The sequence below is a fragment of the Candidatus Thiodiazotropha sp. LNASS1 genome, assembly GCF_964212655.1.
In the GTDB taxonomy this organism is placed as follows: domain Bacteria; phylum Pseudomonadota; class Gammaproteobacteria; order Chromatiales; family Chromatiaceae; genus Thiodiazotropha.
On sequence record NZ_OZ156465.1, the window covers coordinates 977190 to 993449 of the forward strand.

Consider the following 16260-nt stretch of genomic DNA (forward strand, 5'->3'; position numbering starts at 1 on the left):
AAGATGGTAGATGGGTCTCCGGTATCGTGACAATTAAGATACTCGGAAGTCACCTCCATGTTGAATGTTTGCGGTGATCCATCACTATTTCCGGCGAACTGGGGCCACGACATCAACATCGTTGCATGCAATAGCAGAAACGACAGAATACAGATAACCCAAGGATCTCGATTGGTCTTCATAGGTATTTATAATGTAAGACAAGTTACTATAGCGTCAACCCAGAATCACAGAATTTCAATCAATCTTTTCATTCGATCACACATAACATTTCGTACCCCGGATTGCTAACCAAACACCGCTTTAACCGAGGACAACCAAATACCACTAATAGTTTCATCCAACTATGAAAAAGAGATTCAGCTCTATCTTAGCTGAGCCCGGCGACATCGAAACCTACTAACAGGCAGGCTTTAACGAACGCGGCTGATCATCGATTCAACTAGGCTATGAAAAGAGTTAGTATAGACCGATTTGATCTTACTGTAATTTATTGAATGATAGTACGTAGACTCTGCATCGCTCCGATGCTGGATTGGACAGATCGCTATTGTCGTTATTTTCTGCGTCTGATCTCCAAGCACGTGGTGCTGTATACGGAAATGGTCACCACCGGCGCCTTGCTGCATGGCAATCGGGCGCGTTTCCTCGATTTTGATCCCACCGAACACCCGCTGGCGCTCCAGTTGGGCGGCAGCGATCCGCAAGCCCTGGCCGAATGTGCAATACTGGGCAGCCATTGGGGCTATGACGAGATCAACCTCAATGTGGGCTGTCCCTCTGACAGGGTGCAATCGGGCCGTTTTGGTGCCTGCCTGATGATGACACCCGGGGCGGTCGGTGACTGCGTCAAGGCGATGCGGGACAGCGTCACTATTGATGTCACCGTCAAGCACCGTATCGGTGTGGATGAGCGTGACAGCTACCAAGAACTCTGCGACTTTGTCGGCACAGTCTCCGATGCCGGCTGCAGGACCTTCATCGTGCATGCCCGCAAGGCATGGCTGCAGGGATTGAGCCCGAAGCAGAACCGTGAAATCCCTCCACTTTCATACGGGACGGTTCATAACCTTAAGCACGACTTCCCCGATCTCGAAATTATCATCAACGGAGGAATCACTAACCTTGAACAGGTTGGCGAACAACTGCAACAGGTTAATGGCGTGATGATCGGCCGTGAAGCCTATCACAATCCCTGGATATTGGCCGAGGCCGACCGCCTGATCTTCGGTCAATCCGACTCCCCTTTGACCCGACACCAGGTTGTTGAGTCACTGATTCCTTTTGTCGAGCATGAACTGTCGAAGGGAACGCCGATCAACCGCGTCACACGTCACATACTCGGCCTGTTTCAGGGTCAGCCGGGCGCCAGGAAGTGGCGCCGGGTGTTGAGCGAAGGGGCGCATTTGGCAGGAGCCGATGCCCAATTGTTACGTAAGGCGGCAGCTCAGGTTACTGAAGCGGTAAACCGGTGCGGCAAGCCGCACCCTACATCTCGATTGCCGGTTTCGTCACAGTGACTACTGTTTCTGCCCAGCAGTTCTAAACCGATCCGGCTCACTCACGGCCACCCCCAGATCCCTGGCGATCTGTGAAGATGCAGGCCGCAAATGAACGCTAATCACCGCAAATTTTCGCGAATATGTAACTTACCCTCCGCATGTTGAGTGCCTGGGTCAATGTTCCTGGATCAATCTGCACTCAACAATCAATAAAATCCTCGTGAGTCAGCAACGAATTGTGGGTGGTCAAGCATCATCAACCATTTGCGTACATTCGCGGTGACTAGCGTTCATTTGCGGCTAATCTTTCATGCAAATCTAACAGGCGATTGGCATCCCCTCTTCCTGTACAGAGAGTATGCCATCACCTGGTTATGAGTCACTTTACTGCCTGATCCCTTCCACTGAGAGTTCCAGCTGCACGGTTTTCGAGGCCGGTCCCAGATCGAAGGGGATCCCGAAGTCGGCAAGCGCGATCTCGGTGGTACCGAAAAATCCACGTCTGTATCCGCCCCAGGGATCTTTACCGTGTCCGATATGTTCAACCGCAATCACAACCGGTTTGGTTACCCCGCGCAGGGTGAGATCGCCCTTGAGCTCCGCCTTGCCATCGCCTTTCTCGGTAAAAGAGGTTGAGACGAATGACGCCTTGGGGTATTTGTCAACATAGAGGAATTCATCACCACGCAGATGCTTGTCACGTTCTCCATGGTTGCTGTCGACGCTGGCCGGTTTGATATCCACCGATATCTTCGAGGCCTGGGGATTCTTCTCATCATAGCTGAAACGGCCGCTGAACTCGTTGAAGCGACCCAACAGCCAACTGTAGCCAAGATGCTTGATGCGGAATTGTATGAAGGCGTGCGCACCCTTGGTATCGATCACATAATCTTCCGCTTGAAGGGGTGCAGCGAATACAAAGCTGGCCGTAATCAATGGTAGTAAAAAAATTTTCATAATATTCTCCTTTTATTTATTCACACAAAACCTACAGGTATGGGAGCGGTTGGCGGTCATCTTTCGTAGCAGCGGCATGGACGCCGCGGTAGCCCCTTCAGCATAGGGATATGCTGCAGGGGCGGCGTAGAAAGATGATCGCCGGCCGCGTGGAACTTGTGTAGTGCTCCAGACGTGTTGGCTGATAAATACTCAAGCCGCATTTCGGCCACGCACCAACTGTTGAGTAATAGTGGCAACCCTGGCACCGTAAGCCTCAGCGGTTGCAATGTCCCCCGTGGAGGGGGCATCTCCGGGATTGACCTGAAAACTGGCCGCCATCGGTCCCATATAGGAACCGATCCGGTTCAACACCTCGGGACCCGGACCCTCGATACGGTTCATCGAATCCGGATCGCTGGCTGCCGGTTGCATACCAAGACTGACATAGATCATGCTGTGCTGCATGGCATTGATCACAAGCCCTACCAGGGTATTCAACTTATCCCCGGAATAGGAACTGGAGTTGGTGAAGGCACCCGCCACTTTATCCTTCCAGGATTGGGTGAACCACTTGGCCGCCGCGGTCTCAAGGAACCTCTTCATCTCCGCCGACATGCTTCCCATATAGGTGGGTGTGCCGAATATGATCCCATCCGCATCATCGAGACCGTCCAGATCGGCGCCGGCCTCTTCCGCGGTGAGCAACACGGCCTCCACGCCATCGATTGATGCGGCGCCTTTATGCACTGCCTCCGCCTGCAACTTGGTATGGCCGAAGCCACTGTGATAGACGATTGCTACTTTTATCATCCGATTCTCTCCTCCGAGTCGTGTCAGATCCCCAGCATGCGCTTGAGGCTCCGGTCATGGTCAAAAAAATGGTGTTTCAGGGCCGCCAGAGTGTGCAACAGACTGAGCAGCACTATGCCCCAGGCAAGATAAAGGTGGATCTTGCCGGCGATGTCCTCCTGTCCGTCGATGCCGCTCAGGGTTGCCGGAATCTCGAACCAGTCAAATACCTCCAACGAACGACCGTCAGCGGTGGTAATCAGATAGCCGCTGATCATGACGATGAGTATCAGCAGATAGAACAGCCAGTGCACCAGGGAGGCTGCCCATCGTTCATAGGGTTTATGGGTGGGCAGATGATCGGGACGCGGCGTGATGAAGCGCCATGCAAGGCGTAGCACGAACACGAAGAAGAGCATCACGCCGATGCCTTTATGCCACCAGGGTCCAAGCTGATACCAGGGATCGTAGTAGCCAAGATCGCGCATCCATAACCCCAGACCGAACAGGCCGTAGATCACCAGGGCCACCAGCCAGTGCAGCAGAATGGCAACCAGACCATAGTTCTCCCGGTCATTGGCCAAGCGCATCAGAAACGACCCTCCTGATAGTCGTTGAAGGCCTGCTGCAGCTCCGCTTCGCTGTTCATGACGAAGGGGCCGCGTCGGGCAATGGGTTCGTACAGAGGCTGGCCTGCCACCAGCAGTAAACGACTCGGCTCCTGGGCGGTTATTTCAACACTATCTCCTTGATCCAGTACCGCCAGGCTATTTACCTCCAGATCAATTCCATCGATTGAAACCGTCCCTTCGATGAGGTGTACAAAGCCATTATAGGTTTCCGGCAAAGATTCTTCGAAGCGGCTACCGGCGGGCAGTGTGATATCGTAAAAAAGTACCGGTGTCACCAATTCACTCACCGGTCCTCTCGTCTGCCGGGATGTCTGCCCGGCCACCACGCGTACCTCGACACCACCGCTCCGCATCTCCAGCGGTATCGCCTGGCGATCGAACTCCTGATAGCGTGGATCGATCATCTTCTCGCCGGCCGGCAGATTGACCCAGAGCTGGAAACCGGACAACAGGCCATCCTGCTGTTGCGGCATCTCGGAGTGAATCACACCTCGCCCGGCGGTCATCCACTGCACACCCCCCGTCTCGAGAAGACCGGTATGACCGGCATTGTCACGGTGCTCCACCTGGCCGGCCAACAGATAGGTCACTGTCTCGAATCCCCTGTGAGGATGGGGAGGAAAACCGCCGATGTAGTCATCGGGATCGTCTGACACAAAGTGGTCCAGAAGCAAGAATGGATCGAATTGGGGTAACTGCGGTCCGCCGATAACCCGGGTCAGGCGCACGCCGGCGCCATCGGAAGTCTCTTGGCCGACAACGACTTGTTTAATCCCTCGTCTGTTAGTAACAAGCTGTTCCATGACAGCCTCCTCGCAAAAAATGCATAGTGTTTTAATCAGTTATTAGCCAGTTTAGGTTGTCAATTACAAAGATAAAGGCCACAATTAAGGAAACACTGTTGCAGATTTTGGAACAATGGACCGATTAGCGTGCTTAGAGAGCTTTGTCGCCGTGGTCGAGTCGGGTCAGTTCAGCGCGGCCGCGGAACGCTTAGGATTAGGTAAATCGGTCATCAGCCGACGGGTTTCGGAGCTCGAGGAGTATCTGGGCTCCCTACTGATCCAGCGCACCACACGCCGTCTATCCCTCACCGATGCCGGTCGCACCTTCTACCCAAGGGCGATTCAGTTGCTGGAAGATCTGGCGGATGCGGAGCAGTCCGTCTCCAGCGCCCAGCACGCCTTGAGCGGCCGAATCCGCCTGGCCGCCCCACTCTCTTTTGGCCTGATGCATCTGGCGCCCGCGCTCAACAGCTTCATGAGCAAGCACCCCGGTGTGATACTGGATATGGACTTCAACGACAGCCAGGTCGACCTGATCCAGGAGGGTGTCGACCTGGCACTGCGTATCGGTCAGCTTGAGGACTCCACCATGGTCGCCCTGCCCCTGGCGCCGATACGCACGATACTCTGCGCCAGTCCGGGTTATCTCGCCCGCTACGGTACTCCTGAGACACCTGAAGCGCTAACAGGTCATCAGTGCCTCTGTTATTCAAATCTGCCGGAACCGCAAAAATGGCGCTTTGTCGACCATAGAGGTGTGGCCCATACCGTGCGTGTGGAAAACCGAATGCTGGCCAACAACGGCCAGATTATCCTGGAAGCCGCCGCATCGGGACACGGTATCTGCCTCTCCCCCACCTTCATTGCCTACCGGACCATCCTCGAGGGCCGTCTGGTTCCGATCCTGGCGGATTACGAACTCCCCACTGCGACCGCTTATGCCATCTACCCGAATCGTCGTTTCATACCGCAGCGGGTCAGGGTTCTGGCTGAATATTTTCGTGAACTGTTTGGCGAACGACCTTATTGGGACGAAGGCTTGGTCTAGATTTCCGGATGGTACAAACCGGGTATTGCGCCATTGTCACCCGCATAGAGCAATACGGATTCGTTGTTGAATTCTCCCGGAAGCCTGACTTTGTACCACTGTACCCCGCCATCCCGTGTAAAAAACAGGCTCTTGCCGACAACCTGGTCCCAGTAGACTCGCGGTGAGCCCGATGATGAGTCCTCATACACTTCCTGACAGCGCGTCAAAGCCATCATCACATCCTTGTCTTCAGGAGACTTGCCGATATAGATCGCGTTTTCAACTCTTCCCTCCCAGACAGGCAGTGATTCACAGGCCTGATCAAAGGGTGCATTCATGGCGCTCAACCAAGTCATACCGCCATCAGAGGAGAGATGGAAAGTTAAGCCATTATGATAATCAGCAAGTGACTCGGAACGCAGATCCACCCAACCGAGTAACCGCTCATCCCCTAGGTATTCAAAGTGCTGGATACAATAAGTAACCTTGTTATCAGGATCATTCGGATCGCCGCATTCAGAGGAAAAGTCTGTCAACGGATAATAACTGGCGCCCCCATCGTCAGTTCGCACCATGATTGAATCAAATGGAAAGTCACCACCCTCCCGTCCCCCGGGCGGATCGCCCTCAAGGTAACCGGCAAAGCCAAAAGATGAGCTACCCAGGTAGTCTAGCTCCGGCAATCCCCCGGTACCCAGCCCCGGTGCACCTATCCAGCTTCCCGGCGCACCTAAGGCATTGGATTGAAAAAGCTGAAACGAGCGTGGTTCACCTCGCTCTTCCGGATGCTGAATCCTAATCCCCGCCAAGCCTTGCTCACCTGTATAGACAATGCTTTCATAGACAGAAAAAACATCCGAACCAAGTGCTGCACCAACAAGTAACGGCTGCCAAGTAAAATCGACAAGCTCCCACGTTTGACCATAGTCCGTACTACGCGCCATGCTATTCTCTGATCTGCCTGTCATGATATTCCCTTCATCATCCATGTAATCGATATAGCTGAAGTGAACGAGCAGCTCACCTTCACCTAAATTGATCGCGTTGTGGACCAGTACGCGATTGCCTGTAAACAGGGTTGTATCACTAACGGGCTTGTAAAATGCACCCTTGTACTCCCAGGTAAAGCCCATGTCGTAAGAAGCGGAGACAGTAATGATATTTGGGACGGGCGACTCCCCTTCAACACCATCAACGGAAAAGGCCAAAAGTGGATCCGGATAAAATTCCTTAACTACGATACCCCGTTCTTCACCGACAATACCGTCAAAGATCAAGGTCATGGGTTTAGTCCGATCCCACTGACTTATCGGTATTTGATATGACAGATACTTGTCTTCCTGGTCACGCAACACATCTGTTTGGCCAAGCGCCACTTCGTCCCGATCATGCGGAGCCGCAGACCGTCGTTCACCTTGCAGTGTCTCATAATAAAGGCTGAAGCGGCCATCACTGAAGTCGAAGGGCGCATTGCCGGGCGTATGCTCACTCGATGCATTGACAATGGTAACACCGAGGCTATCTGTTGTCGTAGAACCGGTATTATATATCCTGGCGCCTGTGACCTTCATTTGACCACGAAAGAAGTAGTTGACCAGACCGGCGCTGTAGGCCACGGTGCGGGGGATCAGAAAGGACCTGGCAGCCGAAAAAGTCTCCTCATTCAACGTAAAGAGGTTCTCTGGGTGTGGGATATATTCGTACTCTTGCAAGTCACTATGGAATATTGACAGGGTACTTGCCTTGTCGTTCACCCCTGACTGTTCAGGCCGATATTGATCCGTTACCTGGTTTCCAACAAACCACTTGATACCGAGATCACCATATACAGGACTTACAACAGGTTCACTCGTCAAGGAATTAGGCACAGGGTTATCGTAGAATGGACTTGGATAGAAATCGGGTTGATCTGTTGGGAACAAAGGATGGTGAACATAGATAAAGTTGGTGTCCTGGCTGACGAAGTTCCAGTTGGCGAACTCTGACATCCCTATACCGTGCCATTGACCACCGGTAGACCAGAAATCCCGCACCTTTCTGAAGTTGTTTAGGTTTAGGTCCATGTACCCAGTCAGGGGAAGGTTATTGTATACATATTCTGTACTCCGCTCATAAATGCTCGGATCATGGACCAGAAATCCTAAACATCTCGTTAGGCGATCTACCTCAGCGTCACAATGCATATCGTTGCGCACATGGGCCGGCTGTGCCATGTCCTGGAGATGGTGAACTACATGCCCTAGGGCAAGGAAGAGTTTCTGCTCGTTCTCACCCCGAATCCCTTGAGACGATTGTGTCTTTGATCCAAGAAAATAGCGGTATGCATCCCGGAGCGAGAAATCCTGGCTGTTATACTCCTCAGCATCCTCGAGCGCCCAGTCAGGCGACCGGCGAAAACCCGACAATGGCACACCGAGACGGTGCAGCGGTAGGTCTCTCACGGGATCATAAAAATGATTGAAGGAGCGCAGACCAATATCCTCGAATGCCGCACCACAATAAAAATGCTTTATGTTTGAGTCTCGCATGGCGGAATCACACTGATCATCACCTTTATCATTGGTTATCAGCAAACTATCGACCTCCTCCGGGACCACAACACCAAAACCCATCCCCGACATCAGCTCCTCATTCGACAGGGTTGTCCTTGACGCCACATGGTTGGTGATCGCTTTGTGGGTCATCGCTTTATAGGCAGGCGCGGGACAAGCGTAAACCAATACGGCTATCGCCACACCCAATAGTTCTCTACTACTCATAATCCTTGTACTCCATCAGGTATCCTACCGGGTCGGGGTGGCATCGCTCAGGATTCTCAAACCAACGATCAACCATATACTGCGCCAATGGCTTTCTCTGCATTTCTGGTTTATCTTTTATTTCTCTTTCCCTATGCCCAATCGCCATTGTCATTCTTGGCATCTTCATCCAATAACAGTCTTTAAATGGAACGCTGTCGTAATCACTGACCACATGAATATTCTTTGACTTTAGAATCTTGTCTAATCTTGTCTTAGAGATAGCCCCTGATGGTTCTAACTCAATAACCGATCCCTGGAACTGCCACACCCATCCCGGTCCGCTGTAGCCCAGTTTGCCTTTTCCTATGCTGGTGTTCCAAAATGGACTGTTTCTGCTTTTCTTCGGAAAATAACCACGCTTGTAAAAACTGATACTGGCATCGCTGTGAAAGAAAACACCTGTAGTTTTAAGGCAACCCGGGATCCTGAACGCGCCGGTGCGGTCTGTAGTAGTTTCGTGCACATGGGATCTCATTGCTTCATGATCACCACAGTGGGTGCTACCGATCCCCGGCCAGGTGCCCACGACTATCACATCCTTCAACGGTACGCCCGTTGCCCCATCAACCACATGGCCTGTAACCTCCCGGGTAAAGCTGTAGTAACCGGGCGACGCACATGCGGTTAAAACTGACAGGTTGAAAAGTATAAAAAGAGTGTGCCATGCATGAAATGTTCTTTGCTCGCGTTGTGTTTGCAAGCTCAACGATTCATTCCTATTCATACCGAACGGCCTCCTTCAAGTAGCTTGCAGGATCAGGATGGCATTTTTTCTGTTTCTCCAAATAAAGCCCTGTAAGATACTCCGATACAGGCATGGCAGTCTTTTCCTTGTCACGCTCCCTGAGTTGCATCTGTTGGGCCTTGAACATCAGGGTCTTCGGTATCTTCATCCAGTTACAGTTGTCGTTGAGGTAGAGTCTCGGTGAGAGGGAGTAGGCCGCCTCGAGTCTAGGGTCGTTTTCGTCACTGACCGGCTCCAATTCAATGGTTTTACCGTTCCAGCCCCAACGCCACAGGATATGCTCGGACGAGCGCGGATCATAGTGAACTTCCGAGATGGGATTGGAAAGCGCCTTGGGATAGTAACCTGCTTTGAAAAATAGGATGTCAGGCTGATAGTAGGCAAAAAAACCGTCAACCTTGCAGGGAGGCTTGCAGGCAGGAATCTCAAAACGGCCTGATGCGTCGCTCGATGTCTCGGCCAGGTGGGCGGCGCCTACTGTAGCCCTCCAATGAGGTGAGGTCATCATCTTCGGCCAATACCCCATGATAAGGACTCCCTCCAGGGGCTCGCCCGACCTGCTATCGACTACCGTTCCATGGACGGTCTCGATACTCATCTTGCAGAGGATATTCCGATTATCATTACAGTATCCCATATGCCCTGATGTCACAAAATCTTGACCGGGAGGAACATAGACGCAGCTGGCAAACAGGATCAGCATCAGACCAATCAATCCTATCTGTACTAATCGACCGGGCCATGGCAGTTGTAAATAGTTACTCAGTTGTCTCATAAAAGTCACTCATTCTCTCACCATATTTTCATGAGTTTACACAAGTCAGATACTACATACTGATGATCCGCCACACCCCAAAAATGTCTTGGTTGAAACCGACCGTAAAGACTCGATTCTCACCATCGATGGTTCGCACCACATGGACAAAGGAGTGATCCAGTGAGAGAGATTCGACATATAAAGAAGAATAACTTGCAATGATCTCAGGCATTCTTGGCATCAGATAGGTAAACTGCCTGCTGAATTTCTCGCTGTGGCTGGCAGCAATATGTTCCAGCGCCAAGCCGAGATTGCCGTCATTGAGGGCATTGTTCATACCGGACCAGTGATCCTCCAACTGGGCTAGTATGCGCATTTCTGGGATTGCGTTGACAACCTGAGTCAGGGTGTATTGCACGCCATCCACATCCGTCACGATCGCGGTCGGATAGTAGATTCCCTCCGTTTCGTAGACATACAACAGATCCCTCTCGAAGTCGTCGACCAAAGTCTCGTCGATAGCCCCATCGCCTTCGTAGTCGATATCGACCTGAGTGATCGGACTCTCACCTTCGTTGACCAGGCTTAGCCGATTTTCCAATGGTGTCAGGCCACTGCTTTCAGACACGAAAAATCGAATCGGGCTAGAACCAACCCGATTGACGGTCAGGGTCTGGCTCACCTGTTGACGACTTAGTGTTGTCGCCAAAACCTCAATTTCATTGGCGCCCACGGCAAGCGGTATCCTGGCGACGAATTCACTGCCATAGGGCTCTCCCCCTCTCTCTGCAACAATGCCGTTAACGGTGGCGCCTATGCTTGCCGGTCCGTCTAGTGTGCCCTTTACGATGACGTATCCCGATTCGATATCCGCACCGTTCATCGGCTCTGTTATATCTATCTGAGGCGGATTCTGTCTTTGCGGATCGTTGGGATAATAATCGAGATCATTTTCAACACCATCCCCATCCCTGTCAGTGTCCCCGATGTCGCCGATACCGTCATCGTCGAAGTCGTAGGCTTCGCCTGGATTATCGGGAAAGCGGTCGTTGTCGTCGCTGACGCCGTCGGCATCGATATCGCCGTCGGTCAGATCGGGCGTCACTCTTATTCTGACCGTATCGACCGCCTCCATCTCCCAATCGTTGGCCACAGTGAGTTGAAACACCAGATCCGCTTCAACAGCCAAAGCAGGCAGAGCCACCTCAGTTATCGCTTCATGTGGCTTAGTCAACAAGGCCTGCGGACCCTCCAACTGTATCCAATGAAATTGTTCTATCAAGCCATGCGGATCATAGCTGCCGGAGCCGTCAAGGGTTACCAGGTTTTTCTCCGGACTCTCTTGATCCGGACCCGCATCGGCCGTCAGTGCGGCCCCCTGAGGAAGTAGATACACCTTGACCGGATCGACTTCCGTCACAGCCCGATTATTGAAAGCGGACACTATCTTGGTCAAGCCAAAGATCAATTCCACACGCTCGGTTACAGGCGGAGCCGTGAAAGAGAGGCTCCAACCACGACTCTGCATCAACTCTATAGGGGGTCCCGCGAGCTGCAACCAGTGGAGACCGGCGCTATCGTCCACACAGCCGGTGATCGGATTACACTCTGCAGGCACATAAGGCTCTCCCGTTATAGTCACCTGGGATCCCGCCTGCACATAGATATCGTCACCGGCAGTAAACAGCGCTGCTTGATAATCAGGTGAAACGATCCAAAATGGCAGGGTTTCAGGAAAACGTGTGTCAGCGCCATAGAGATCAGTCACAATGAGTTCGATCCCCACACTCGCCAAACCGGAGACCGTATTTCTATCCGGCAGCTGTACCCTTGGTTGGACCGAATTGTCCAGGAATGTGACTGTAGGACCATAGTACTGGCTCCAGCGATAGCTTGAGATATAGTCATTGGGATCGCGATCGTAACTTGATGACGCATCCAATTGAATGACGCTATCCGCCAAGCTTAGGATTGGCTGGTGGTTGAAATTTGCAGTGGGCTCGCTATTTACTAAATAGATCTGACGCCTCACGAAACTCTCGTCCTTATCCCCTTCGTCATCAGTGACCATCAAGAGAAACCGGTATTCAATAGGGTTAGAACTGGTTGCGGAGCCATCGAATGGTTGAGGGATAAATGAGGTAACCGAGCTGTCTGGATTGGCAATATCCACTGTTGGCCCCGATAGCTGTTGCCATTGGAATGAGACGATTGAACCGTTTGCATCTGCACTGTCACTACCATCAAGCCTCAATGAATCGTCCAATTGCCAATATCTGAGGGGCGTTTTATAGTGGGTACCGGCATCGGCATCTGGTGGATTATCTGTCGAACTCGTATATGGATTGAAGTTGACAATCACGTCATCGGTGGATATGCCACCCCTGTCATCCGTTACCGTCAACCGTAGAGTGTAATCACCAGGTTCATAGACCGAGGCATGATTTATTGGATATTGGCTGTCTCCTCTGAATGATCCGACATAACCTGGTGAATCGATAACCGACCATTCATAGGATACAATTTCGCCATCTATATCATGGCTGTTCGTACCATCAACAATAAGAAAGTATTTACTTGAGCTGATTCTATCCTCGCCTGCAACAGCAACTGGCGGGTTATTTGGCGGAAGATCTTCTGGGTTGACAACATGTACTGTAACCGTGTTGGTTGCTGGCAGGCCGAAACGATCTTCAACCCCCACCTCAAATATCAAGTCAGTCGCAACATCAACTTCCGGCGCCAGTATCCTGACCTGTTCCCGATATTGCCTATATTGCAATATCGCTGGAGGACCACTGATCTGCCGCCATTGATAGCCAGTCAAAGACCAAAAACCATCTTCTGGTTGAAAGGAGAAATATTGAGAAGCATCCAGAACATGATAGCTGCCTTCGACTATGGTTATTTCGTCTATCGCCAAGGGTTGAGGTGGTAGGTTGTCAAGCACCAAAACAACGATCTCGTCAGACGAGCTTAATCCACCATCGTCAGTCACGGTGAGTCTAAAACGAAGTTCTGTGTCTTGATCAACCTCGGGCATGTTAACGCTGAAAATAGATCTCGATGCGTTTGCTTCACTAATATTTACTGTTGGACCTGAGATTTGTTCCCATAAATAACTGGCAATGGAACCATCACTATCGCTACTTGATCTACCGTTAAATTGGTGATAACGCGTCTCTAAATGTGTTGCATCAGGGCCTGCATCGGCAATCGGGGGGGAATTACCACCTACTTGGACAGTTATATGTACATCATCTGTTACCCGTGTGCCGCGATCATCTTCAACGATCAATCGTAATAGGATATCCCCTGCTGTAGTAGCAACAAAATTCGGTGTGGCACTATTTTTGTCGTTGAGTTGAACTGTCGGCCCACTACGTTGCGACCAGATAAAGCGAGATATTTCTCCATCCGGATCTGAACTTGCACTACCATCCAGTTGAGCCAATTCACCTTCAATTACTACCAAGTCAGGTCCTGCATCGGCAACAGGTGGTTGATTGATATTGATCGCACTGCGAACCACAACGCCATCTCTCGTGACTGCTCCCGAATCATCGATGACAGTCAGTGTAAATGCCAGCTCGGCATTCGCCGGCATCGTAAAACTCGGTGTCGCCGTCCGGCTGTCTTGAAGCACCACCGAGGGCCCGCGGTTTTGGGTCCAGATGTATCTGACGATCGTGCCATCCGCATCGCTACTCGCACTGCCGTCCAGCTGTACCGTCTCACCGGCGGCAATTGTCTGATCGATACCCGCATCGGCAACAGGTGGTTGATTGATATTGACCGCACTGCGAACCAGAACGCCATCTCTCGTGACTGCTCCCGAATCATCGATGACAGTCAGTGTAAATGCCAGCTCGGCATTCGCCGGCATCGTAAAACTCGGTGTCGCCGTCCGGCTGTCTTGAAGCACCACCGAGGGCCCGCGGTTTTGGGTCCAGATGTATCTGACGATCGTGCCATCCGCATCGCTACTCGCACTGCCGTCCAGCTGTACCGTCTCACCGGCGGCAATTGTCTGATCGATACCCGCATCGGCAACAGGTGGTTGATTGATATTGACCGCACTGCGAACCACAACGCCATCTCTCGTGACTGCTCCCGAATCATCGATGACAGTCAGTGTAAATGCCAGCTCGGCATTCGCCGGCATCGTAAAACTCGGTGTCGCCGTCCGGCTGTCTTGAAGCACCACCGAGGGCCCGCGGTTTTGGGTCCAGATGTATCTGACGATCGTGCCATCCGCATCGCTACTCGCACTGCCGTCCAGCTGTACCGTCTCACCGGCGGCAATTGTCTGATCGATACCCGCATCGGCAACAGGTGGTTGATTGATATTGACCGCACTGCGAACCACAACGCCATCTCTCGTGACTGCTCCCGAATCATCGATGACAGTCAGTGTAAATGCCAGCTCGGCATTCGCCGGCATCGTAAAACTCGGTGTCGCCGTCCGGCTGTCTTGAAGCACCACCGAGGGCCCGCGGTTTTGGGTCCAGATGTATCTGACGATCGTGCCATCCGCATCGCTACTCGCACTGCCGTCCAGCTGTACCGTCTCACCGGCGGCAATTGTCTGATCGATACCCGCATCGGCAACAGGTGGTTGATTGATATTGATCGCACTGCGAACCACAACGCCATCTCTCGTGACTGCTCCCGAATCATCGATGACAGTCAGTGTAAATGCCAGCTCGGCATTCGCCGGCATCGTAAAACTCGGTGTCGCCGTCCGGCTGTCTTGAAGCACCACCGAGGGCCCGCGGTTTTGGGTCCAGATGTATCTGACGATCGTGCCATCCGCATCGCTACTCGCACTGCCGTCCAGCTGTACCGTCTCACCGGCGGCAATTGTCTGATCGATACCCGCATCGGCAACAGGTGGTTGATTGATATTGACCGCACTGCGAACCAGAACGCCATCTCTCGTGACTGCTCCCGAATCATCGATGACAGTCAGTGTAAATGCCAGCTCGGCATTCGCCGGCATCGTAAAACTCGGTGTCGCCGTCCGGCTGTCTTGAAGCACCACCGAGGGCCCGCGGTTTTGGGTCCAGATGTATCTGACGATCGTGCCATCCGCATCGCTACTCGCACTGCCGTCCAGCTGTACCGTCTCACCGGCGGCAATTGTCTGATCGATACCCGCATCGGCAACAGGTGGTTGATTGATATTGATCGCACTGCGAACCACAACGCCATCTCTCGTGACTGCTCCCGAATCATCGATGACAGTCAGTGTAAATGCCAGCTCGGCATTCGCCGGCATCGTAAAACTCGGTGTCGCCGTCCGGCTGTCTTGAAGCACCACCGAGGGCCCGCGGTTTTGGGTCCAGATGTATCTGACAATCGTGCCATCCGCATCGCTACTCGCACTACCGTCCAGCTGTACCGTCTCACCGGCGGCAATTGTCTGATCGATACCCGCATCGGCAACAGGTGGTTGGTTGGTATAAGGTTCCACTCGAATGACAACGCCATCTGTAGCAATTGCACCCGCGTTATCTTCAATCCTCAGTGAAAATCCCAATTCAGCATTAGGCGGCGCTTGAAAGCTGGATACCGCAGTCTGCGCATCAATCAATTGTACATTGGGTCCACGAGATTGATGCCAACGATATTTTATGATCGTGCCATCGGCATCACTACTGGCTGTGGCATCTAGTTGCACCAGATCGCCAGTTGCGACTATTTGATCAATTCCCGCATTGGCTTGTGGTAGTATATTATTATAAGGATCTGTTCGGATAACTACCCGATCAGTTGCGACTTCATCCGTGTCACTAACCAATCTTAAGCCAAACTCAAGCTCGGCGTTTGCCGGCGCTTGAAAGCTGGCAATGGCTGTTCTGGCACTCTCAAGAGTGACTACCGGGCCACGTACCTGATACCAGTGAAAACTGGCAATGGTGCCGTCTGTCTCGCTACTGGCACTTCCATCCAACTGAACCTGTTCACCTGCTGTAACAATCTGGTCGGGACCGGCGTTTACAATCAGCGCAGCATTTAGATCGCTTTCAACGATCAATAGGCATGTAAATATGATAAGAGGTAAAGTTATGAAAGAATATGGAGACGATTTTGCGGAATGATTGAGCATCCTTGTTCACCTACATGAAATCCAGTTCATAACTACGACAGTCCGCCAAAGCAGGCAAACTGAGAATGATACTGCTTTAAAGAAAATCAGTGGGGAATCATAACTACGACAATAATAAAATCAAAATGACGCAGATCAACAAACCTGCAGTCAATCAATTCAGCATTC

Annotated in this window: 10 protein-coding genes; 2 read left to right on the forward strand and 8 right to left on the reverse strand. The window is 52.0% G+C overall.

Annotation, left to right across the window (positions count from 1 at the left end):
- Positions 1–497 precede the first annotated feature (497 nt).
- A complete protein-coding gene (gene dusA / locus AB8516_RS04225) occupies positions 498–1520 on the forward strand; it encodes a tRNA dihydrouridine(20/20a) synthase DusA (protein ID WP_369158394.1) in 1023 nt (340 codons plus the stop codon).
- Between the two features lie 366 nt (positions 1521–1886).
- Here the strand turns inward: dusA and AB8516_RS04230 are convergent, their stop codons facing one another.
- The 4 genes from AB8516_RS04230 to AB8516_RS04245 all read right to left on the reverse strand — a co-directional run bounded on the left by AB8516_RS04230 (position 1887) and on the right by AB8516_RS04245 (position 4665).
- A complete protein-coding gene (locus AB8516_RS04230; RefSeq protein WP_108292924.1) occupies positions 1887–2459 on the reverse strand; it encodes a YceI family protein in 573 nt (190 codons plus the stop codon).
- A 192-nt stretch (positions 2460–2651) separates the two neighbouring features.
- A complete protein-coding gene (locus AB8516_RS04235; protein WP_108292922.1) occupies positions 2652–3251 on the reverse strand; it encodes a flavodoxin family protein in 600 nt (199 codons plus the stop codon).
- A 23-nt stretch (positions 3252–3274) separates the two neighbouring features.
- The gene (locus tag AB8516_RS04240) at positions 3275–3820 is read right to left on the reverse strand and encodes a cytochrome b (RefSeq protein ID WP_108340455.1); all 546 of its coding nucleotides are present in this window, start codon (positions 3818–3820) and stop codon (positions 3275–3277) included.
- Entirely contained in the window at positions 3820–4665 is an 846-nt protein-coding gene (locus AB8516_RS04245; RefSeq protein WP_369158397.1) for a pirin family protein, read from the reverse strand. Before AB8516_RS04245 ends, AB8516_RS04240 begins: the two co-directional genes overlap by 1 nt.
- Positions 4666–4780: 115 nt before the next feature.
- On the opposite strand from AB8516_RS04245, the gene AB8516_RS04250 reads away from it, so the two are divergent.
- On the forward strand, positions 4781–5695 hold the full coding sequence (locus AB8516_RS04250; protein WP_369158399.1) for a LysR family transcriptional regulator: 915 nt from the start codon (positions 4781–4783) through the stop codon (positions 5693–5695).
- Here the strand turns inward: AB8516_RS04250 and AB8516_RS04255 are convergent.
- From AB8516_RS04255 to AB8516_RS04270, 4 genes are all read right to left on the reverse strand, one after another.
- Entirely contained in the window at positions 5692–8436 is a 2745-nt protein-coding gene (locus AB8516_RS04255; RefSeq protein ID WP_369158401.1) for a hypothetical protein, read from the reverse strand. The two genes, AB8516_RS04250 and AB8516_RS04255, sit on opposite strands and share 4 nt — an antisense overlap.
- Positions 8429–9202 carry a carboxypeptidase-like regulatory domain-containing protein gene (locus AB8516_RS04260; protein ID WP_369158403.1) on the reverse strand — a complete coding sequence of 258 codons (774 nt, stop codon included), beginning with the start codon at positions 9200–9202 and terminating at the stop codon, positions 8429–8431. Before AB8516_RS04260 ends, AB8516_RS04255 begins: the two co-directional genes overlap by 8 nt.
- Positions 9195–9821, reverse strand: coding sequence for a hypothetical protein (locus AB8516_RS04265; protein WP_369158405.1), 627 nt, complete (start codon positions 9819–9821; stop codon positions 9195–9197). The genes AB8516_RS04260 and AB8516_RS04265 overlap by 8 nt, the downstream gene beginning before the upstream one ends.
- A 229-nt stretch (positions 9822–10050) precedes the next feature.
- Complete coding sequence (locus AB8516_RS04270; RefSeq protein ID WP_369158407.1) at positions 10051–16020, reverse strand: PKD domain-containing protein; 5970 nt, start codon at positions 16018–16020, stop codon at positions 10051–10053.
- Positions 16021–16260: the final 240 nt, after the last annotated feature.

Excerpts from the sequence above, each read along its gene's own strand:
- AB8516_RS04245 (WP_369158397.1), bottom strand. The coding sequence starts at position 4,665 with ATGGAACAGCTTGTTACTAACAGACGAGGGATTAAACAAGTCGTTGTC.
- AB8516_RS04260 (WP_369158403.1), bottom strand. The coding sequence starts at position 9,202 with ATGAATAGGAATGAATCGTTGAGCTTGCAAACACAACGCGAGCAAAGA.
- AB8516_RS04250 (WP_369158399.1), top strand. The coding sequence starts at position 4,781 with ATGGACCGATTAGCGTGCTTAGAGAGCTTTGTCGCCGTGGTCGAGTCG.
- AB8516_RS04230 (WP_108292924.1), bottom strand. The coding sequence starts at position 2,459 with ATGAAAATTTTTTTACTACCATTGATTACGGCCAGCTTTGTATTCGCT.
- AB8516_RS04240 (WP_108340455.1), bottom strand. The coding sequence starts at position 3,820 with ATGCGCTTGGCCAATGACCGGGAGAACTATGGTCTGGTTGCCATTCTG.
- AB8516_RS04235 (WP_108292922.1), bottom strand. The coding sequence starts at position 3,251 with ATGATAAAAGTAGCAATCGTCTATCACAGTGGCTTCGGCCATACCAAG.
- AB8516_RS04265 (WP_369158405.1), bottom strand. The coding sequence starts at position 9,821 with ATGAGTATCGAGACCGTCCATGGAACGGTAGTCGATAGCAGGTCGGGC.
- AB8516_RS04255 (WP_369158401.1), bottom strand. The coding sequence starts at position 8,436 with ATGAGTAGTAGAGAACTATTGGGTGTGGCGATAGCCGTATTGGTTTAC.
- dusA (WP_369158394.1), top strand. The coding sequence starts at position 498 with ATGATAGTACGTAGACTCTGCATCGCTCCGATGCTGGATTGGACAGAT.